A 19,510-nucleotide genomic window follows, 5' to 3' on the forward strand; every position below is an offset into this window, starting at 1 on the left:
GGCGATCAGGATAACGACCCTCGGGGTTGCATGATCATGCACCCCTCCGCATATACTTGCTACGTGTCCAAGGTGCTGACCTCCCTCCCTGTTGGCGAACGCGTCGGAATCGCTTTCTCCGGTGGCCTCGATACGTCCGTGGCCGTCGCGTGGATGCGCGAGAAGGGCGCGGTGCCGTGCACCTACACGGCCGATATCGGGCAGGCCGACGAGCCTGACATCGCGTCGGTTCCGAGTCGTGCCGGTACCTACGGCGCCGAGATCGCGCGCCTCGTCGACTGCCGCGCGGCGCTGGTCGAAGAGGGCCTCGCGGCGCTGGCCTGCGGCGCGTTCCACATCCGCTCCGGCGGCCGCGCGTACTTCAACACCACGCCGCTGGGCCGTGCCGTCACCGGCACGCTGCTCGTGCGGGCGATGCTGGAGGACGGCGTCCAGATCTGGGGTGACGGCTCCACGTTCAAGGGCAACGACATCGAGCGGTTCTACCGCTACGGTCTGCTCGCGAACCCGTCGCTGCGGATCTACAAGCCCTGGCTCGACGCCGACTTCGTCACCGAACTGGGCGGCCGCACCGAGATGTCGGAGTGGCTGCTCGCCCGTGACCTCCCGTACCGGTCCAGCGTCGAGAAGGCGTACTCCACCGACGCGAACATCTGGGGCGCCACCCACGAGGCGAAGTCGCTGGAGCACCTCGACACCGGCATCGAGATCGTCGAGCCGATCATGGGTGTGCGGTTTTGGGACGCAGACGTCGAGATCGCCCCCGAGGACGTCACGATCGGCTTCGAGCAGGGCCGGCCGGTCACGATCAACGGCAAGGAGTTCGCGTCCGCCGTCGATCTGGTGCTCGAGGCGAACGCGATCGGCGGGCGGCACGGGCTGGGGATGTCCGACCAGATCGAGAACCGCATCATCGAGGCGAAGAGCCGCGGCATCTACGAGGCGCCGGGCATGGCGCTGCTGCACGCCGCCTACGAGCGGCTGGTCAACGCGATCCACAACGAGGACACGCTCACCAGCTACCAGGTGGAGGGGCGCCGCCTCGGCCGGCTCATGTACGAGGGCCGGTGGCTCGACCCGCAGGCGCTGATGCTGCGCGAGTCGCTCCAGCGGTGGGTGGGGTCCGCCGTCACCGGGCAGGTGACGCTGCGGCTGCGGCGCGGCGAGGACTACACGATCCTCGACACGGCCGGCCCGGCGTTCAGCTACCACCCCGACAAGCTGTCGATGGAGCGCACCGAGGACGCCGCGTTCGGCCCGGTCGACCGCATCGGCCAGCTCACGATGCGCAACCTCGACATCGCCGACTCGCGTGCCCGGCTCGAGCAGTACGTGGGCCTGGGCATCGTCGGCGCGGTCCCCGGCGACCAGCCGACGCTCACCGGCGCCGCGCAGGCGGCCTCCACCGGCCTCATCGGCGCGATGTCCGAGGGCGGCGCCCAGGCCATCGCCGCCGGCGGCGCCCGCACCAAGCGCAGCGAGATCCCCAACGACGACGAGCTCCTCGACGCAGCCGCCATGGAGTCCGGAACCGACTGACCCTCCCGGCGAAGCGGTCCCGTTTCGGCGCGCTCCGGCCCGCTCGAACGGGACCGCTTTGCCGTGCCCCCGAAGCGGTCCCGTTCGAGCCCGTCCGAGCCCGCTCGAACGGGACCGCTTCGGGCGGGCACCGCGGCGAGGCGCGCGCGCTACGCCGCCGGAACTTCCTGGGGGGCTCGCACGTAGGGTCTAGCTGTGAACGTGAGCGCGAAGACCGGGTGGCGGGAGCGGTTCAGCGGTGCGGTGAACCGGCTGCGCAACGAGCCGGGTACCACCGACCTGACACCGCTCCAGCCGCTGGTCGACGCCGCGGAGAAGCGGCGCGACGAGTTCGCCGAGCTCGACGACGACGCACTGCGTGAGGCCGCGCGGGCGCTGCGTACCGGCGAGACGCTCGGCGACACCGACCTCGCCGAGTTCTGCGCGATCGCCCGCGAGACCGGCCGCCGCGTCTGGAACATCGACGCGTTCGACGTCCAGCTGCTCGCCGTCGTCAACATGCTGCGCGGCCGGGTCGTCGACATGGCCACCGGCGAGGGAAAGACGCTGGTCGGCGTGCTCGTCGCCGCCGCGTTCGGCTGCGCCGGGCGGGGCGTGCACGTGCTGAGCGTCAACGACTACCTGGCCCGCCGCGACGCCGTCTGGTCCCAGCCGTTCTTCGACGAGTTCGGCCTCACGGTCGCCTCCGTCACTTCCGATCTGGACGACGACGCCCGCCGCGAGGCCTATCGCGCCGACGTCGTGTACGCGCCGGTCCACGAGGTCGGCTTCGACCTGCTGCGCGACCGCCAGCGCACCTCCCCCGACGACACCGTCCTGGGCCCCCGCGACGTCGTCATCGTCGACGAGATCGACGCGGTGCTGCTCGACGAAGCGCTGGTCCCGCTGGTGTTGGCCGGCGAAGCCGGTCCGGTGGTGGCCGCCCGCGACCTCGCCGCGCACCTGCGCCGCTTCCGCCTCGACAAGCACTACGAGGTCGACGACGACCGGCGCAACGCCACGTTCACCGACGCGGGCCTGGCGAGCGTCGAGACGTTCCTCGGTGTCGGGAACCTCTTCCACCCCGAGCACGTCGCGCTGCTCACCGCGGCGAACCTCGCGCTGCACGCCCAGGTGCTGGTCGAGCGCGACGTCGACTACCTGGTGCGCAACGACCGCGTCGAGATCATCAGCGCCTCCCGGGGCCGCACCGTCGACAAGCAGCGCTGGCCCGACGGCCTGCAGACCGCGGTCGAGGTGAAGGAGGGTCTGGACGTCTCGACGGCCGGTGAGGTCCGCGATCAGATGCTGATCCGGTCGCTGGTCACCGGCTACACCACGGTCACCGGCATGAGCGGCAGCGCCCGCGAGGCCGCCGCGCAGATCAGCGAGTTCTACGACCTGACGATCGGCGTCGTGCCCCCGGCGACACCGCTGGTGCGCGACGACGAGCCCGACCGGCTCTACGCGGACTCCGAGTACCGCGACGAGGCGCTGATCGCGTTCCTCACCGAGGCGCACGACAACGGCCAGCCGCTGCTCATCGGCACCCGCGACGTGGCGACGTCCGAGGCGTGGAGCGACCGGTTGAAGGCCGCGGGCATCGACCACGTGGTGCTCAACGCCCGCAACGACACCGCCGAGGCCGCGATCATCGCCGACGCCGGTCGCCGGGGTGCGGTGACGATCTCCACGCAGATGGCCGGTCGTGGCGTCGACATCCGCCTGGGCGGAACGGCGGCCGACGACGACCCGGCGCTCGCCGACGACGTCCGGAAGCTCGGCGGGTTGTGCGTCGTCGGGATCGGGCGGTACGACTCGGCGCGCCTGGACCGGCAGCTCCGTGGCCGCTCCGGGCGTCAGGGCGACCCGGGGCGCTCGGTGTTCTTCACCAGCCTCGACGACGACCTGGTGCTCGAGCACGCGCCGGACCACCACGCCGTGCAGAAGGTCGACAACGACGGCACGGTGCTCGACAAGGCGCTGCGCAAGCACGTCGACCACGCCCAGCGGGTGGCGGCAGGAAAGCTCGACCAGATCCACCGCAAGACGGTGCGGTACGACGAACTGGTCGAGAACCAGCGCGCCGCGACGGTCGAATGGCGCGCGACCGTCCTGGCCGCCGAGCACCTCGACGACCTGCACGAGTGGGTGTGGGCCGAGCACGAGCACACGCTCGAGGTCGTGCGTCAGGTGCTGCTGTTCCACCTGGACCAGGCCTGGGCCGAGCACCTCGCCGAGCTGGCCACCATCCGGGAAGGCATCCACCTGCGGATCCTCGGCCGGGAGACGCCGCTGGACGAGTTCAACCGGCTCGCGATCGAGGCGTTCCGGTCGATGCGTGAGCACGTCCGCGAGGCCGCTGACGAGACGCTCACGACGCTCGAGCCGGGCGAAGACATCGACCTGGCGGAGGCCGGGTTGCGTCGACCCACGTCGACGTGGACGTACCTGGTGGCCGACACCCCGTTCGGTACGCCCGAGGAGCGCTTCTTCGAGGCGCTGGTCGGTCGGCGCGGCCGGGGCTAGGTATACGTCCAGCCGGTCCAGCGGTTGACGTGAATCGTGAGGACGGGCCCGTCGGGTGGGTGCTCACGGTATTGCGGGTACTTCGCGACGAGCGGGTCGATCGGGGCGTCGTCGCTCACGTGCCCGATGCCGTCGGCGCGCACCCACCACAGCTGCGTCCACTCGTCGGCATAGTGGTCGGCGAGCACGCAGACCTGCGGGTTCTCCGCGACGTTGCGCAGGCGGCGCAGGTTCTGGTGCCGCTTCGGCTTGTGGTCGACGGCGATCAGGATCTCCTCGTCGCGCACCGCGAACGTCGCCGGCACGAGATGCGGCACGCCCGTGGCGTCGACGGTGGCCAACCGAACGACGCGCGCGTCGGTCAGCCGGCGACGGGCCTCGGCTTCGGAGAGCCGCATGTGTGTCTCACCACCTCCGACCAGGTCTCCGGATCGTCCCAGAAGAACGAGTGCGCGCCGGGCAACTCCACGTATCGGCCGCCGGGGGTGAGGCTCGCGAGCCGGCGGCACCAGTCGGCGCGCGCGAGGCGGTCCTCGCTCCCCCGCAGCACCAGCACGGGGACGTCGAGCGCGCCGACCGGCTCCTCGAGGCGGAACGCGAGGTGCGACCGGATCAGCCGCACGATCCGCCACGGCCCGGCGTCGGCCCACTCCGGCGCCTGCGAGCGGATCAGGCCGCCGCGCTCCTGACGACCGTCGCGGAGCCAGCTCAGGCCGAGCCGCAGAAAGCTCCGGGTGGCCGGGTCGACGATCGGCCCGACCAGCAGCGACAGCACCACGTCCCGGCGCCCGACCGCCGCCGCGGCCGCGACCTGCGTGCCGCTCGAATGGCCGCCGAGAACGACCGGCCCGAGGTCCTGCGCGTCGAGCCACTCGCCGACCGCCCGGCCGAAGCGGGTGACGTCGACGCCGCCCGTGGGCGGCAGTTCGAGCAGGTGGACGCGGGTCCAACCGGCGATGCCCCGGAGCCCTTCGAGCAGGTAGTCCGCGACCGACAGACCCTGCACGACAACGACATGGGGGACGTCGGTCCGCGCGTCGCCGAACGAGCGGGACCGGATCCGCCCAAACGATCCGTCATGGTAAGTCGGCGGCACTTCAAGGGGCAAGTCCGGCATGTAGGGGACATACCCTGGCCGATTCGTTCAAGACCTGTGATCCGTCGGCGGGCAGGGTGGAGCCCATGAGCATCGACCTGGAACGAGCAAGCGCCTTTCTGGCGTCGCACGGGCGAGTCCTCGATCGGCACCGGTTGGAGGCCGTGGTGCACGGCAGTGACGATTCGCGGCGGGCGGTCGTCGCCGCGCTCGGTGGCTACCGCAACGCCGACGGCGGGTACGGCTGGGGCCTCGAACCGGACCTGCGGGCCCGCGAAAGTCAGCCCGGCGGCGCGCAGCACGCGTTCGAAGCGCTTGCGGACGCCGGGCTGGCGTCCCCGGACGTCGCCGGGCTGCTCGAGTGGCTCGACTCGGTGACGCTCGCCGACGGCGGGCTGCCGTTCGCGCTGCCGATCGGCGATCCGGTGGGGTGTGCTCCGTTCTGGGTGGAAGCCGACCCGTCGGAGTCGTCGCTGCAGCTCACAGCCGCGGTGGCGATGCATGCGCACCGGGCCGGGCGGTTCGACGCGACGATCCTGGCGCATCCGTGGCTCGGGCGCGCCTCCCGGTACTGCTTCGGCGCGATCCGCCGCACCGAGGAGGCGCCGTTCGCGTACGTGCTGGCGTTCGCGCTGCAGTTCCTGGACGCGGCGTCGGACACGTCGCCGGAGGCGCTGTCGCTGCTCGATCATCTGGCGCAGTTCGTGCCGGCGGACGGGGCGTTGCCGGTGGCGGGCACCGACGGGGAGACGTTGCACCTGCTGATCTACGCGCCCGACCCGGACCGGCCCGTACGGAAGCTGCTCGATCCGGCCGCGGTGTCGGCGGATCTCGACCGGCTCGAAGCCGGGCAGCGGGCCGACGGTGGGTGGACGGTCGACTACCCGAGCTATTCGGAAGCGGCCGCGCTGGAGTGGCGCGGGTCCGCGACGGTCAACGCGGTCGCGACGCTGCGCCGGAACGGACGCTGATCAGCTGCTCGGCGAGGCCGTCGAGCGCGAGGCCGGGGTTCGCGGCGGTGAGCCGGGCGCGAACCCCGGCCGGTACGGAGACCCAGCCGACGTGCGCCCCGACGACCGCCCCGGTCATCGCCGCGATCGTGTCGCAGTCCCCACCCAGACTCGCCGCATGCCGACACGCCTCCCACACGTCACCGGGGTACAAACTCGCCAGGGCGAGCGCGGCCGGCACGGCTTCCTGAGTAGCCAGTCCGGTCCCGACCAGGCGATACACAAGGTCTAGCGCCTCGTCCGGCCGGGCCCGCTCGGCGGCGGCCGGTGGCGCGGATGCGCCGACGAGGTGGAGGGCCCACTCGATGCGGGTGGCGACGTCGGCACCGGGGACGTAGGAGCCGCGCTCGGCGCCGAGACGGGCGGCGTCGATCGCGTGGGCGAGGGACTCCGCCAGGGGGCGGCCCTCCACGCCCGAGCTGACCGCGGCCGCGATCGCCGCGGCACCGGCGATCGCGACCCCGGTGTGGTGCGTGACCCGACTCGCCTGCTCGACGGCATCGACGATCCCCGCGAGCGGCACCCCGACCCCGATCGGCGCGATCCGCATCGCGGCCCCGTTCGTGTCGCCCCAGCGCCCGGTCTCGTCGGGCGAGACGCCCTCCGCGACCAGCGCGAGCGCCCGCCGCGTCGACGGTCCGAGCAGATCGAGCGACCCCTCGGCGCGCATCCGCTCCTCCCACGCGAGCAGCGCATCCGCGAACGCCCGAGGCTCCACCCGCCCACCCCCGGCGACGAACGACCGCCCCAGGATCACCGCCTGATCCGTGTCATCGGTGACCCGCCCGGCCGGCAACCCCCGACTGATCTCGTTGTCGTCCGGCCCGGGATGAAAATCGTCCACCACCCCGAACCGCTCCCGGATCACCGACCGAGGAAAGTTCTGCGTCGGCATCCCCAGCGCATCCCCCAGCGCCAACCCACCCAGCGCCCCCACCGCCCGATCCAGCATCACCGCAGATAGCCTCCCTCCGCCAGGGCCCGGCCGTGCTGCGCGTAGTGCGCCGGGTCCGACGGAACAGTCGTGCCCAAACCGTCGACGTAGCGGTTGAACATCGAGAACGCGGCGGCGATCAGCACCGTGTCATGGATCGCCGCGTCGTCGGCGCCAGCCTCGCGTGCCCGAGCGACGTCCTCCTCGGAAACCGACCGGCCGTCCACGCGCACTTTCTCGGCGATGGCGAGCAGCGGCTCCAGACCAGCGTCGGAGCCGCCCAGCTCACGGGCAGCCGCCCCGTGCGTCTCCGCGCAGAACTCACACCCGTTCCCCCGGGACACGTGCGCGGCGATCGTCTCGCGCTGGCCCGGCGTCAACGGCGACGGACCCCGTAACAGCGTCTCGGCCAGCGCGCTGAGCGGAGCGGCGACGTCCGGACGCGCAGCGAGCAGACCAACGAGACCGGGCAGCGGCGGCAAATTAATGTGCGGCATGGAACCACGCTAGGGCGTACGGTGCCGACCATGAACGATCAGGTCCTCCGCCGGTACGTCCGCGACGACCGGCTCGTCGATTTCCCTGCCCGGTGGACGCGCAAGCTCGCGGTCCTCGGTCACGTCAGCCTGCAGACGTTCGTCCCCGGCGAGCGTTACGACGAGAAGACGATCAACGAGCGGCTCCTGCCGTGGTGCGCCGACGGCCCGGTCGACCACGTCGCCCTGCGTCGCTACCTGGTCGAGGCCGGTTACCTCAGCCGCGCCGACGGCGAGTACTGGATGACCGGCCCTGCCCTGAGCTGAGGGCGGCGCGCAGGGACAGCCGTGAGCCGGTGTGCAGCACGCCCCGCCGGTACACCGCCCCGGCCACCCGCACCGTGCCGGCCAGCGCGATCAACGTCAGCACGACGGCCAACGCCGTCTGCCACGCCGGCGCCACGCCCAGCGCTCCCCGCGCGGGCATCAGGATCGCGGTGAACGGCGGGATCATCGACAGCACCTCGACGACCTCGCTGCGCGGATCCCGGATCAGCAGGTTCAGCCCGAGCACGAAGATGATGACGAGCAGCATGATCAGCGGCGAGATCACGCTCTGCATCTCCTCGAACCGCGACACCAGCGCGCCGGCCGCGGCGAAGACCGACGCGAACAGGAAGAACCCGAGCAGGTACCAGCCCAGCAGCGACACGAACGTCCCGATCCCCAGGGACGGAAGCGTCAATTGCCCAGCAACGGATGCCCCGACCAGTCCCACACCCCCCAGAATGATGAGCTGCACGAGCCCCACCAACCCGATCCCCACGATCTTGCCGAGCAACAACTGCCACGGCCGGACCGTAGCCAGCAACAACTCCACGACCCGGCTCGTCTTCTCCTCGACGACCCCCTGCGCCACCCCGGTGCCGTACGTGATCAGCGCGATGTAGAGCAGCGTCATCGCCACCCCGGCGAGCACGAGCCGCTGCCCCTCCTGCGGATCGGTCTCGCGCATCGCGTCCACGCGCACCCCGGCTTCCGCGACCGCCCGCTGCACCGCCGCCGGGTCCGCGCCCGCCTTCTGCAGCTCGGACTGCAGCACCCGCTGCTGCAGCACCGCGGTGAGGATGCCGCTGACGGTGTCGCCGAGCTCCTCCTCGACCACCGCCGTCGGCGCCGTCGCCGACCCGGTGATCAGCGCGTCGAGGTCCCCGTCGCGCACCTGCCGGCGCCCGGCGTCCTCGTCGACGATCCGCACCTCGAGATCGTCGTCCAGGCTCTTCGCGACGGCCTCGATCGCCGGACGTAGCTCCGCCGTCTGCCCGGACAGCCCGATCACCGGCCCCGAGGACCCCGCGATCCACACCGACAGCGCCAGGTACCCCGCGATCACGACCAGCAGCCCGACCGTCCCGATCACGAACGATTTGGCCTTCAACCGCGTCCGCAGCTCACGCGCGGCGATCAACCACACGGCGTTCATCGAGCCTCCCCGTCGGTGACGACCGTCCGGAACAGTTCGGTCAGCGTCGGCCGGTGCGGCCGGAACTCTACGACCGGCCCGGCCGCCATCGCGGACCGCAGCACGTCCTGGTCGTCCACGTCGTCCGCCAGCGTCAGCACCTGCCGGGTCCCGTCCTTCGAAGCAATGTCGACGCCCGGCAGAACGGGATCCCACTCGCCGCGTACCTCGACGGTGACCTGCCGTGTCGTGCTGCGCAGTGCGTCGACGGTGTCGCAGGCCACGAGTCGCCCGGCCCGGATGATGCCGACCCGGTCGCAGAGCCGCTGCACGAGGTCGAGCTGGTGGCTGGAGAACAACACGGGCACACCCGCCGCCGCGCGCTCGGCCAGCACACCGCTCATCACGTCGACGGCGACCGGGTCGAGCCCGGAGAACGGTTCGTCGAGCACGAGCAGGTCGGGGCCGTGCAGCAGCGCGGCCGCGAGCTGCACACGCTGCTGGTTGCCAAGGCTGAGCGCGCCGACCTCGCTCGTGCGTCGCTCGCCGATCTCCAGGCGGTCCGTCCACTCGACGACGGCCGCCCTGGCGTCGGTGCGGCTCAGACCGTGCAGCCGGGCGAGGTACTCGAGCTGGTCGCCGACCGTCATCTTCGGGTAGAGGCCGCGCTCCTCCGGCATGTACCCGATGCGGCGGGCCGCCTCGAGCGTGACCGGGCCACCGCGCCAGCGGACCTCGCCGCCGTCCGCGGCGAGGACGCCGAGCGCGATCCGCATGGCGGTGGTCTTGCCGGCACCGTTGCTGCCGACGAAGCCGAAGATCTCCCCCGGCCGGACGCTGAACGTGAGGTCGTCGAGCGCGACGACGTCGCCGTAGCGTTTGGTGGTGCCGTCAAATTCCAGCGTGTTGTCGGCCATTACGTCCCTTCGTCGGGCGTGCCTCCTCGTCATCTTCCCGGGCGGCCGGAATCGACGCACCGAGGATCAGCAACCCGGCGAGTGGTAGCAGGTCGAGGTTCACGACGATCGCCACGTAGCCGACCAGGACGAGGGCTGGGCTCCAGTAGGCGCGCCGGTGCGCGATCGCGAACAGCAGGATCAGGATCGTGAACCCGACGGGGTAGAGCGGGGCCGCCGGCTCCAGTGGAGTGGGGTGGTCGGCGTAACGCAGGTTCATCTCGGCGCGGTCGGCGGCGCCGAAGCTCACGAGCAGGTCGACGACGACCGTGTGGACGAACGCGACGAGGCCGATGAGGGTGCCGATCGTGGCGAGTAGCGCGGGGATCGTGCGCAGGCGGCGGCACAGATCGACGGCGACGTACGCGAAGCCGAGCAGGGCGATGAGGAACAGGACGTGGCCGATGATCCAGGCGGGGCCGGGGCCGTGGCTCCCGTCGAGCCCGTCGACGAGGCGCACGACCCCGTACGCGGCCACCAGGAACGGCGGGGCGAGATACGTCATTCTCATGCTTGCGAGCGTGGTCGCTTCTACTCCTTCCCCACATCGCCGGGACGAGCGAATCGTCGCCCTCATCTACGCCGGTCGCACGACCACTTCCCGGGCCAACGACGAGTTGACGGGGGAACGACGAGTTCTCGGGCCTTCGAGCGGCCGGCGTAGGGCCGGGAAGTCGTCGTAGGCCCGGTTAGTTGCCGGGGACGATCAGGCCCGTTTCGTAGGCGGCGATCACGGCCTGGATGCGGTCTCGGAGGCCGAGTTTGGTGAGCACGTTGCTGACGTGCGTCTTCACGGTGTGCTCGCTCACGACGAGCTCGGCGGCGATCTCGCTGTTGGACAGTCCGCGGCCCAGCAGCGTGAGGGTTTCCTGCTCGCGCGGGGTGAGCACGGCCAGGCGGGACGGGACGATCGTGCCGCGTTCGCGGTGCCGGGTGAACTCGGCGATCAGCCGCCGGGTGACGGTCGGCGCGAGCAGCGCCTCACCGCCGGCGACGACCCGCACCGCGTGCACCAGATCGTCGCGGCGCAGGTCCTTGAGCAGGAAACCGCTGGCGCCTGCGGCCAACGCGTCGTAGACGTAGTCGTCCTGGTCGAACGTCGTCAGCATGATGACTTTCGCCGTTGTCTCCGCGCAGATCCGGCGTGCGGCGCCCAGTCCGTCCAGCGTCGGCATCCGTACGTCCAGCAGGACGACGTCCGGCGCGTGGGCGTGGGTCGCGTCGACGGCGGCGAGCCCGTCCCCCGCTTCGGCGACGACGGTGAAGTCGGGCTGCGCGTCGAGGATCATGATGAACCCGCTGCGCACCAGCTCCTGATCATCAGCGACCACTATTCTGATCATTTGGCTAGCTCAAGTATCCCGGCAGCCATGCGGTCACCAGAAATCCACCCTCCACCGGCCCGGCCGAAGCGGTCCCCCCGCCCGCCGCCGCCCGCTCCGCGATCCCCGCCAACCCGTGCCCAGCCACCACCTCGGCGACAGGGCTGCCGGAGCCGTCGTCCCGCACCTCGATGGCCAGGCCGTCGGGCCACCAGGTGAGCGTCACCGTGGCCATTGTGGCCTCGGCGTGTTTGACGGTGTTCGTCAGGCCCTCCTGGATGATGCGGTACGCGGCGAGCTCGGCGTCCGGGCCGATCCGGATGGGATCGCCGACCTGCGTGAACGTCACGTCCAGGCCGGTTCGGCGCACCCGCTCGAGCAGCGCCGGGACGTCGGCGACCGTCGGCTGCGGGGCCAGCGCTCTGACGTCGCCCGCGGTCTTGAGGACGCCGAGCGAGCGGCGGAGCTGAGCCATCGCGTCGCGTCCGGACTCGGCGATCGCGTCGAAGGCGCGTTCGGCCCGGTCGGGGTCGCTGCGGACCACCAGCGGACCCGCCTCGGCCTGCACCACGATGACGCTGACCGCGTGGGCGAGGACGTCGTGCAGGTCGCGGGCGATGCGGGCGCGTTCCTCCGCGACGGCACGGGCGGCGTCGGAGGTGCGTTGGCGTTCGAGCTCGTCGGCGCGGGCGGCCAGGGCGTCGCCGCGTTCGCGGTAGAGGCGGGTGACCGTACCGAGCATCCAGGCCGCGATCGGCAGCAGCAGCGTGAACATGAGCTGCGGGAACGTGTTGTGTTTGATCCAGATCGCGCCGGGCGGGATCGTGATGACCTGCCCGAGCAGGATCGACCAGCGCTGCCAGGGGTGGAACCCCAGGTCGGCGATCGTGTAGGTGGCCACGAGCGCGCCGTACTGCAGTTGCTGGCCGGGGCGCGCGTACCCCGAGGTCAGCAGTCCGAACGCGAGCACGATCAACGCGACAGTGAACGGGGCGCGGCGACGCCACACCAGCGGAATGACGGTTCCGGCACTGAACGCGACTCCGAGCGCATCGGCCTCACCGGGGTCGGCGGCCCCGACCTGCCCCGCCACCGGCACCGCGACCACAGCCGCGATCAACAGGTCGACGCGATACCGCGATAACCAGGCATTCACCCGCCCAGTCTGCCGCGCATCCCTCACCCCCACCTCGCCCACCCGAGCGAGAGGCCGACTCCCCCGCGCGAGCGAGGCCGTCGGGTGAGGCGTGAACACTGTGGGGGCGTATAGGCCCCCACAGTGTTCACGCCTCGGGGGGGCGTTAGAGCAGGGCCCAGACGATCAGGGTCATGACGAAGCCGACGATCGACAGGATCGTCTCCAGGACGGTCCAGGTGGCCAGCGTCTGCTTCACGGACATGTTGAAGTAGCGGGAGATGATCCAGAACCCGCCGTCGTTGACGTGGCTGGCGATGATCGACCCCGCGCTGATCGCGATCACGAGCGTGGCGAGCTGCGCCGGCGAGTAGCCCTCGTTCTGCACGAGCGGCGCGATGATGCCGCCGGTGGTGACGAGCGCGACCGTCGCCGAGCCCTGGGCGAGCCGCAGCGCGCACGAGATCAGGTACGCGAGGACGATGATCGGCAGCCCCGCGTCGGAGAGCGTGCCGGCCAGGGCGTCACCGACACCCGTCGACGAGATGACCTTGCCGAAGAACGCACCCGCACCGACGACGAGCAGGATCATGCCGACCGGGCGCAGCGAGTTCGCCGTCACCTCGGACAGTTCCGCAACCGTGCTGCCCCGACGCACCCCGAGCAGCCAGAACGCGAGCAGCACCGCGATCGTCAGCGCCACCGCCGGGTTGCCGAGGAACGTGAGCACCTGCAGGAAGGTGCTCGGGTCCAGCCACACCGTGCCGAACGTCGCGCCGAGGATCAGCACCAGCGGCACCAGAATGATCCCGAGCACCGTCCCGAGCCCCACCGGTCGCCGCCCCGCCACTGTGGCGGACGGGGCCGGGGAGTCTTCTGCCGGTCGACCAGCGGCCGAGCCGCCGTCGAGGTCGTCGTCCCGGTCGACGCCGGTGCCGTCTCCAACGCCGTCGGCCGAGTCACCGACACCACCCGACGGCCGCTCCGCCGTCGCCACACCGCCACCCGAGCCGCCGGTCGTCGAGCCACCGCCGACCGAGCCCCCAGTCGACGACGCCTCGGCGTCCAACGACGAACCGCCGCCGACCGTGACCGGCTGCTTCGCTTCGGCTTCGACCACCTCGGCCGGGACCTCGACGCGGATACGGGGACCGATCCAGTACGGCCACGCGATACCGGCCGCGGCGAACGCCGGGAGGCCGCAGATGACGCCGATCAGGATGACCCACCCGAGGCTCACGCCCAGCAGACCGGCCGCGGCCGTCGGCCCGGGGTGCGGGGGCAGGAACGCGTGGGTCATCGACAGGCCGGCGAGCATCGGCAGCGCGTACAGCGCCAGCGACCGTCCACCCCGCAGCGCGGCCACGTACACCAGCGGCGCGAGCACGAAGATGCCGATGTCGAAGAACACCGGGATGCCGAAGATCAGCCCGGCGAGGCCCATCGCGATCGGTGCGCCCCGCTCACCGAACACTCCGGTGAGCTTCTCGACCAGCACGTCCGCGCCGCCGGAGCGTTCCAGGATGGCGCCGAGCACCGTCCCGAGCCCGACGATCACCGCGATGTGCCCGAGAATCCCCCCGAACCCGGTCTCGAGTACCGAGTCGGAGGCTTTCAACGCCGTCCCGACGATCTTCGACACCGGCAGCCCGGCCGCGAGCGCCAGCGCGAATCCCGCGATCAGCAGCGCGATGAACGGCTCGAGCTTGACCACGATGATCAGCGCGAGCAGCACGGCTATTGCCGCCGCGCAGAGGAGGAGTAATCCCCCGGTCGATTCCTGTAACCAACTCACGTCAATCCTCCGGTGAACTCGGTGGCGCGTCGGGTGATGCCGGCCCAGTCGCCGGCACTGACGACGTCCGGCGGGACCACTCCGGTCCCGGCGGTGACAGCGGCGGCCCCCGCCGCCAGGTACTCCGCCGCGTTGCCGGCGGTAACGCCCCCCGAGGGAACAAGCTGTAGATCGGGATACGGGCCGTGCAGGTCGCGTAGGTAGCGCGGTCCGAACGCCGAGGCCGGGAAGACCTTCACGGCGGCGGCGCCGAGCGAGGAAGCGGTGAGCACCTCGGTGGGTGTCAGCGCGCCCATCAGGAACGGCACGTCGTGGTCGCGGGCCACCGCGGCGACCTCGGGTAACACGCCGGGGGTGACGAGGAAGCGCGCTCCGGCGTGGATCGCGTCCAGGGCGTCGGCGGCGGTGAGCACGGTTCCCACGCCGAGCGAGACCCCGGGCACCGACGCGGCCGACTCCAGGTGCCGCAGCACGTCCGGTGTCGTGAACGTCAGCTCCACCGTGCGGATACCGCCCGCCGCGAGCGCCTCGCACAGCGCCGAAGCCGACGGCAACACCGGCGCACGCACCACACAGACAACCCGGTCAGCGAACAACCACCGCAACCCCTCCGCGCCGCGATCCGCCGCCGCGCGATCGGCACGATCCGCCGGCGAGGCGCTCATGCGGCCCGCCGCAGCGCCCGGCCCGGCACTGCCTCGGTGCGCTGACCGTCGTCGATCACTCGAACACCGTCCAGAAAAACGAAGGGAATGCCGACGGCGGGCCGGCGGGGATCGTCGAACGTGGACCCGGCGGCAACCGTCGACGGGTCGAACAGCACCAGGTCAGCCACCGCACCGACCCGCACCACACCGCGGTCGGTGAGTCCGAGCCGGGCCGCGGAGCGGCCGGTCATCCGCGCCACACACTCCTCGAGCCCCAGCACACCCTCCTCGCGGACGTAGTGCCCGAGGTACCGCGGGAACGTGCCCCACGCCCGCGGGTGCGGCCGCCCACCGACCAGAAGGCCGTCACTGCCGGCCGTGTGCCTCGGGTGCCGCATGATCTCGCGGACGTTGGGCTCGTGGCCGACGTGCTGCAGGATCGTCGTGCCGAGGCGGTCGCGGCGCAGGACGTCGACGAACACGTCGAACGGCTCCCGGCCGGACTCCGCGGCCAGCGCGGCGATCGTCGAGCCGACGTAACCGCTCAGCTCCGGCTCCCGCACGCCGGAGATCTGCAGCGTGTCCCACTCGGCGACGACGCCGTGGCACCCGTCGGAGCCCGTGACCTCGAGGTGCTCCCGGATCCGCGCCAGCGCCGCGGGATCGCTGAGCCGCTCCAGGGTCGCGGACGGGCCGCCGGTCGCGGACCAGCTCGGCAGCACGGCGGAGAGCGTGGTGGACCCCGGCAGGTAGGGGTAGGTGTCGAGCGTGACGTCGATGCCCTCGGCGAGAGCGCCGTCCACGAGCGCCAGGAACTCCCCTGCCCGGCCCCGGTTCACCCCGAAGTTCATCGTCGCGTGCGTGAGGTGCAGCGCGACCCCACTGCGGCGCGCGACCTCGACCATCTCGGCATACGCCTCGAGCGCTCCGCGACCGTACGAACGCTGGTGCGGCGAGTAGTACCCGCCGTGCTCGGCGACCACCCGGCACAACGCGACGAGCTCGTCGGTGTCCGCGAACATGCCGGGCACGTACGTGAGACCGCTGGACATGCCGACCGCGCCCTGTTCGAGACCCTCGCGCACGAGCTGCTGCATCCGCGAGAGCTCGGCCGGGGTCGCGGGCCGGTCCTCGGTACCCACGGCCATCATCCGGACGCTGCCCTGCGGCACCAGGTAGCAGACGTTGACGGCCGCACCCTGATCCACGCGGTCGAGGTACTCACCGACGGTCCGCCACGGAAGGTCACCGGCGACCCCGTTCCAGCCGGCCAGCTGATCGCGGAGGATCGGCAGCGTGACGTCGTCCACGGGCGCGTAACTCAGCCCGTCCTGACCGACGACCTCGGTGGTGACGCCCTGCGTGGTCTTGGCGAGGTGCTCGGGGTCGGTGACGACGGCGAGGTCGGAGTGCGCGTGCATGTCGATGAAGCCGGGTGCGAGGACGAGCCCGTCGGCGTCGAGGATCTCGCCCTCCGACGGGACGTCCGAGCCGAGAGCGGCGATGCGGCCGTCGACGATCAGCGCGTCACCGGGATAAGCAGGCGCACCCGTGCCATCGACGATCGAGGCCCCCCGGATCGTGAGGGTACTCATCCGAACACCGTCCGGACGACGTCCACAACCACGGGTTGATCGGCCTGCGCGTCGTCGACGACCGGCACCAGCCCCCACTTGTCGAACGTCGTGCACGGGTGCGACAACCCGAGCCGCAGCACGTCCCCGACCTGCACGTTCTCGGCATCGCCGGTGAGGCGCACGAACGTGTGCTGGTCGGCCAGCGCGGTCACCTCCGCGCCGCTCAGGGGTTCAGTCGCTCCCCCGTTGCGCCGGATGGCCTGCACCACCGGCAGGCCCTCGTCGAACGGCAGGTCGCGCTTGCCGCCGTCGGCCAGCGCGAGCCCCGGCTCGGGACGCGAAATGACCCGCACCCAGCCGTGCAGCGCGGCCCGGAACGCCGGCCCGGCCTCGCGTCCCGACGGGGTGATGCCCCGGTAGAAACCGTCGTCGTGCGCCACGTACGCCCCGGCCCGCACGACCACGCGGGTCTTCCCCGGTTCGTGCAACGGTGCCAACGCCGAGGCGACGACGTCGAAGTACGCGCTGCCCCCGGCCGTGACGATCGCCTCGCCGTCGTCGTACAGACGCCCCAGCGCGGCGTGGACGACCACCAGCGAATCCAGGTACTCGCGCACGGTCGCCAGGCTGGCCGGCGACGCGTCGTGCGCCAGCGAACCCTCGTAGCCCGCGACCCCGGCGAGCCGGAGTCCCGGCGTCGCCACGACCGCCTCCGCGGTGGCCACGGCGGCGGCGAGCGTACGTGCCCCGGTCCGTCCGCCGGGCGCGCCGACGTCGATCAACACGTCGAGCGGCTGGGCCGCATCGGCAACGTGCGGCGCCATCGCCGCGATCACGTCCACCCCGTCGGCCCACACCAACACCCGCGCGGTCCGCGGCTGCCCGAGGAAGCGCAGCACGCCGGGGTCGAGCACCGGATACGCGGCGAGCACGCAGGGGACACCGGCGCTCAGCGCGAACGACAACTGCCACGGCGTCGCGACCGTGATGCCCCAGGCACCGGCGTCGAGCTGTGCCTGCCACAGCGACGGTGCCATCGTCGTCTTGCCGTGCGGCGCCAGGTCGACCCCGACGCTCGCCGCCCACCCGGCCATCGCCGTGCGGTTGTTCTCCAGCGCACCCGCGTCGAGCGTCACCAGGGGTGTCGGCAGCGACGCGAGGCCCGGCTTCCCGGCCACCCACTCGGCCGCCGAAATCCCCCACGCAGCGACCGGAACCGCCTTCTGCTCCGGCCCCAACTGTCCGACGTTCTCCACGTCGTATCGCACGCTGCCTCCCTTCGAACTGCCGCGTTGCACAGGATGCAATGGACGTTGCAGAATTGATGGGCACTGTTCTAGCATCGCCGCATGCTCGGGGCAACCAGTTCAACGCGGCGAATCGTCTGCATCGGCGAGGCGATGGCCGTGCTGACCCCGGCCGACGACGTCCCCCTCGCCCACGCAGCGGCGTTCGTCCGGACCGTCGGCGGCGCCGAACTCAACGTCGCGCTCACGCTGGCCGGGCTCAGTGTCCCCACCACCTGGCTCTCCCGCCTCGGCGACGACGGTTTCGGTGAACACATCACCGACGTCGCCCGCGGCGCCGGCGTCGACGTCGCCGCCGTCGAACGCGATCCGGTCCGCACGACCGGCCTCTACGTCAAGGCGCCCGGCACCGCGAGCGACGGTTCCCGCCGCTCGGCGATGCTCTACTACCGCGACAACTCCGCCGCGTCCGCGCTGTCGCCCGCCTACCTGCAACGTCCCGCCGTTCGAACTGCTCTGGGCGACGCCGAACGCGTGCACATCAGCGGCATCACGGCCGGGCTCTCCGACGACACGGCCGCGTTCTGCGACGTGTTACCGAGTCTGTGCCGGCACCTGACCGTGGACCTGAACTACCGCCCCGCGCTGTGGCACGACCGCGACGACGCTCCGCTGCGCCGGCTGCTCGCCGCGGCCGACGAGGTGCTGCTGGGCGCGGACGAGGCGGTCCAGGTGTTCGGCACCGCCGAGCCCGCCGCCCTGCGCAAGGAACTGCCGAACGCCCAGCGAATCCTGCTCAAGCAGGAGCAACACGGCGTGCTCGTTCTCGACGAGGACGTCCTGCACGTCCCGGCGCTGGACGTCGACGTCGTCGAACCCGTCGGCGCCGGAGACGCGTTCGCGGCCGGGTACCTCGCCGGGCGCTGGTACGACCTGGACGTCCGCTCGGCCGTGGTCCTGGGGCACCGGTGCGCGGCCGCGGCGCTGGTCGTCCGGGAGGACCGGCCGGTCACGTTGCCCGCCTGGGAGGATCTGGTTCCATGAGTCAGTCGGTGGCCCGTGCCCTGTCGCTGCTCGACCGGGTCGCTGGTGGCACGAGCACGCTGGGTGAACTCGCCGAGGCCGAGGGTGTGCACAAGAGCACGGTGCTGCGCCTGCTGCGCGTCCTCGAGGACGAGGGGTTCGTGCTGCACGACGGCGAGCACCAGTACCGGCTCGGCCCGCACCTGTTCCGGCTCGCGCACCAGGCGCTGGACTCGTTCGAAGTGCGTGTCGTCGCCGCGCCGCGTCTGAAGAGCCTGCGCGACGAGACCGCGCAGACCGTCCACCTGGCGGTACTCGACGGCGCCACAGCGATCTACGTCGACAAACTCGAGCCGCGCGAGATGCCCGTGCGGATGGCGTCGCGGATCGGCAAGACCGCCGACCTGCACAGCACCGCGGTGGGCAAGGTCCTGCTCACGGGTCTGGACCCCGCCGAACGCGACGAGTTGATAGACCAGCTCACGTACGTGAAGTACACCGAGAACACCCCCGCCGGCCCCGCCGAGCTCCGCGACGAGATCGCCCGCACCGCCGAACGTGGCTGGTCGGAGGATCACGCGGAGAACGAGACGTTCATCAACTGCGTCGGCGCCCCGATCCGCGGCGCCAACGGCCGGATCCTCGCCGCGGTGTCGATCTCGGTGCCCGACGTCCTGCTGCCGTACGAGGACGTCCTCGAACTCGTCCCCGCGTTGCTGTCGGCGACCACCGACATCTCCCGGGACTGCGGTCACCGATCCACCGGACACTCTCCACGTTAGG

The 19,510-nt window shown here is 71.5% G+C and carries 19 protein-coding genes; 6 read left to right on the plus strand and 13 right to left on the minus strand.

Annotated features, from left to right (window positions below):
* The first annotated feature begins 63 nt into the window (after positions 1–63).
* Positions 64–1,539 (plus strand): argininosuccinate synthase, encoded by a 1,476-nt coding sequence (gene argG, locus ACGFY5_RS10695; protein ID WP_392719357.1) that lies wholly within the window; start codon positions 64–66, stop codon positions 1,537–1,539.
* 195 nt (positions 1,540–1,734) lie between these two features.
* Positions 1,735–4,047, plus strand: a complete 2,313-nt coding sequence (gene secA2, locus ACGFY5_RS10700) for an accessory Sec system translocase SecA2 (RefSeq protein WP_392719358.1) — start codon at positions 1,735–1,737, stop codon at positions 4,045–4,047.
* Here the strand turns inward: secA2 and ACGFY5_RS10705 are convergent.
* The gene (locus ACGFY5_RS10705; protein ID WP_392719359.1) at positions 4,044–4,445 is read right to left on the minus strand and encodes a TIGR03668 family PPOX class F420-dependent oxidoreductase; all 402 of its coding nucleotides are present in this window, start codon (positions 4,443–4,445) and stop codon (positions 4,044–4,046) included. The genes secA2 and ACGFY5_RS10705 overlap by 4 nt on opposite strands.
* The gene (locus ACGFY5_RS10710; RefSeq protein WP_392719360.1) at positions 4,409–5,053 is read right to left on the minus strand and encodes an alpha/beta fold hydrolase; all 645 of its coding nucleotides are present in this window, start codon (positions 5,051–5,053) and stop codon (positions 4,409–4,411) included. The genes ACGFY5_RS10705 and ACGFY5_RS10710 overlap by 37 nt, the downstream gene beginning before the upstream one ends.
* Positions 5,054–5,229: 176 nt before the next feature.
* Here ACGFY5_RS10710 and ACGFY5_RS10715 point away from each other — a divergent pair, with 176 nt between their 5' ends.
* The gene (locus tag ACGFY5_RS10715; protein ID WP_392719361.1) at positions 5,230–6,114 is read left to right on the plus strand and encodes a hypothetical protein; all 885 of its coding nucleotides are present in this window, start codon (positions 5,230–5,232) and stop codon (positions 6,112–6,114) included.
* On the opposite strand, the gene ACGFY5_RS10720 is transcribed toward ACGFY5_RS10715, so the two are convergent.
* Both ACGFY5_RS10720 and ACGFY5_RS10725 read right to left on the minus strand, forming a co-directional pair.
* Positions 6,077–7,105 (minus strand): ADP-ribosylglycohydrolase family protein, encoded by a 1,029-nt coding sequence (locus tag ACGFY5_RS10720; RefSeq protein WP_392720469.1) that lies wholly within the window; start codon positions 7,103–7,105, stop codon positions 6,077–6,079. The two genes, ACGFY5_RS10715 and ACGFY5_RS10720, sit on opposite strands and share 38 nt — an antisense overlap.
* Positions 7,105–7,584: a carboxymuconolactone decarboxylase family protein gene (locus ACGFY5_RS10725; protein WP_392719362.1), complete on the minus strand. Its 480-nt coding sequence runs from the start codon at positions 7,582–7,584 to the stop codon at positions 7,105–7,107. The genes ACGFY5_RS10720 and ACGFY5_RS10725 overlap by 1 nt, the downstream gene beginning before the upstream one ends.
* A gap of 30 nt (positions 7,585–7,614) precedes the next feature.
* On the opposite strand from ACGFY5_RS10725, the gene ACGFY5_RS10730 reads away from it, so the two are divergent.
* Positions 7,615–7,890: a DUF2087 domain-containing protein gene (locus ACGFY5_RS10730; RefSeq protein WP_392719363.1), complete on the plus strand. Its 276-nt coding sequence runs from the start codon at positions 7,615–7,617 to the stop codon at positions 7,888–7,890.
* Here ACGFY5_RS10730 and ACGFY5_RS10735 read toward each other — a convergent pair.
* The 9 genes from ACGFY5_RS10735 to ACGFY5_RS10775 all read right to left on the minus strand — a co-directional run bounded on the left by ACGFY5_RS10735 (position 7,841) and on the right by ACGFY5_RS10775 (position 17,725).
* Positions 7,841–9,046, minus strand: a complete 1,206-nt coding sequence (locus ACGFY5_RS10735) for an ABC transporter permease (protein ID WP_392719364.1) — start codon at positions 9,044–9,046, stop codon at positions 7,841–7,843. The genes ACGFY5_RS10730 and ACGFY5_RS10735 overlap by 50 nt on opposite strands.
* Positions 9,043–9,942 carry an ABC transporter ATP-binding protein gene (locus ACGFY5_RS10740; RefSeq protein WP_392719365.1) on the minus strand — a complete coding sequence of 300 codons (900 nt, stop codon included), beginning with the start codon at positions 9,940–9,942 and terminating at the stop codon, positions 9,043–9,045. Before ACGFY5_RS10740 ends, ACGFY5_RS10735 begins: the two co-directional genes overlap by 4 nt.
* Positions 9,917–10,492, minus strand: coding sequence for a hypothetical protein (locus ACGFY5_RS10745; protein ID WP_392719366.1), 576 nt, complete (start codon positions 10,490–10,492; stop codon positions 9,917–9,919). The genes ACGFY5_RS10740 and ACGFY5_RS10745 overlap by 26 nt, the downstream gene beginning before the upstream one ends.
* 178 nt (positions 10,493–10,670) lie before the next feature.
* A complete protein-coding gene (locus tag ACGFY5_RS10750; protein WP_392719367.1) occupies positions 10,671–11,324 on the minus strand; it encodes a response regulator in 654 nt (217 codons plus the stop codon).
* A 4-nt stretch (positions 11,325–11,328) separates the two neighbouring features.
* Positions 11,329–12,459: a sensor histidine kinase gene (locus tag ACGFY5_RS10755; RefSeq protein ID WP_392719368.1), complete on the minus strand. Its 1,131-nt coding sequence runs from the start codon at positions 12,457–12,459 to the stop codon at positions 11,329–11,331.
* 145 nt (positions 12,460–12,604) lie between these two features.
* Positions 12,605–14,233 carry a GntP family permease gene (locus tag ACGFY5_RS10760; RefSeq protein WP_392719369.1) on the minus strand — a complete coding sequence of 543 codons (1,629 nt, stop codon included), beginning with the start codon at positions 14,231–14,233 and terminating at the stop codon, positions 12,605–12,607.
* Positions 14,230–14,898 carry a bifunctional 4-hydroxy-2-oxoglutarate aldolase/2-dehydro-3-deoxy-phosphogluconate aldolase gene (locus tag ACGFY5_RS10765; RefSeq protein WP_392719370.1) on the minus strand — a complete coding sequence of 223 codons (669 nt, stop codon included), beginning with the start codon at positions 14,896–14,898 and terminating at the stop codon, positions 14,230–14,232. Before ACGFY5_RS10765 ends, ACGFY5_RS10760 begins: the two co-directional genes overlap by 4 nt.
* Positions 14,895–16,475, minus strand: coding sequence for an amidohydrolase family protein (locus tag ACGFY5_RS10770; protein WP_392719371.1), 1,581 nt, complete (start codon positions 16,473–16,475; stop codon positions 14,895–14,897). Before ACGFY5_RS10770 ends, ACGFY5_RS10765 begins: the two co-directional genes overlap by 4 nt.
* Entirely contained in the window at positions 16,472–17,725 is a 1,254-nt protein-coding gene (locus ACGFY5_RS10775; protein ID WP_392719372.1) for an amino acid deaminase, read from the minus strand. The genes ACGFY5_RS10770 and ACGFY5_RS10775 overlap by 4 nt, the downstream gene beginning before the upstream one ends.
* Positions 17,726–17,806: 81 nt before the next feature.
* On the opposite strand from ACGFY5_RS10775, the gene ACGFY5_RS10780 reads away from it, so the two are divergent.
* A complete protein-coding gene (locus ACGFY5_RS10780) occupies positions 17,807–18,748 on the plus strand; it encodes a sugar kinase (protein WP_392719373.1) in 942 nt (313 codons plus the stop codon).
* Positions 18,745–19,509: an IclR family transcriptional regulator gene (locus tag ACGFY5_RS10785; protein WP_392719374.1), complete on the plus strand. Its 765-nt coding sequence runs from the start codon at positions 18,745–18,747 to the stop codon at positions 19,507–19,509. The genes ACGFY5_RS10780 and ACGFY5_RS10785 overlap by 4 nt, the downstream gene beginning before the upstream one ends.
* Position 19,510: the final 1 nt, after the last annotated feature.

It is taken from the genome of Cryptosporangium sp. NPDC048952 (assembly GCF_043197895.1).
In the GTDB taxonomy this organism is placed as follows: domain Bacteria; phylum Actinomycetota; class Actinomycetes; order Mycobacteriales; family Cryptosporangiaceae; genus Cryptosporangium.

Coding starts and splice junctions, on each gene's coding strand:
- ACGFY5_RS10705 (WP_392719359.1), bottom strand. CDS start 4,445: ATGCGGCTCTCCGAAGCCGAGGCCCGTCGCCGGCTGACCGACGCGCGC.
- ACGFY5_RS10715 (WP_392719361.1), top strand. CDS start 5,230: ATGAGCATCGACCTGGAACGAGCAAGCGCCTTTCTGGCGTCGCACGGG.
- ACGFY5_RS10720 (WP_392720469.1), bottom strand. CDS start 7,105: ATGCTGGATCGGGCGGTGGGGGCGCTGGGTGGGTTGGCGCTGGGGGAT.
- ACGFY5_RS10725 (WP_392719362.1), bottom strand. CDS start 7,584: ATGCCGCACATTAATTTGCCGCCGCTGCCCGGTCTCGTTGGTCTGCTC.
- ACGFY5_RS10730 (WP_392719363.1), top strand. CDS start 7,615: ATGAACGATCAGGTCCTCCGCCGGTACGTCCGCGACGACCGGCTCGTC.
- ACGFY5_RS10735 (WP_392719364.1), bottom strand. CDS start 9,046: ATGAACGCCGTGTGGTTGATCGCCGCGCGTGAGCTGCGGACGCGGTTG.
- ACGFY5_RS10740 (WP_392719365.1), bottom strand. CDS start 9,942: ATGGCCGACAACACGCTGGAATTTGACGGCACCACCAAACGCTACGGC.
- ACGFY5_RS10745 (WP_392719366.1), bottom strand. CDS start 10,492: ATGAGAATGACGTATCTCGCCCCGCCGTTCCTGGTGGCCGCGTACGGG.
- ACGFY5_RS10750 (WP_392719367.1), bottom strand. CDS start 11,324: ATGATCAGAATAGTGGTCGCTGATGATCAGGAGCTGGTGCGCAGCGGG.
- ACGFY5_RS10765 (WP_392719370.1), bottom strand. CDS start 14,898: ATGAGCGCCTCGCCGGCGGATCGTGCCGATCGCGCGGCGGCGGATCGC.
- ACGFY5_RS10770 (WP_392719371.1), bottom strand. CDS start 16,475: ATGAGTACCCTCACGATCCGGGGGGCCTCGATCGTCGATGGCACGGGT.
- ACGFY5_RS10780 (WP_392719373.1), top strand. CDS start 17,807: ATGCTCGGGGCAACCAGTTCAACGCGGCGAATCGTCTGCATCGGCGAG.
- ACGFY5_RS10785 (WP_392719374.1), top strand. CDS start 18,745: ATGAGTCAGTCGGTGGCCCGTGCCCTGTCGCTGCTCGACCGGGTCGCT.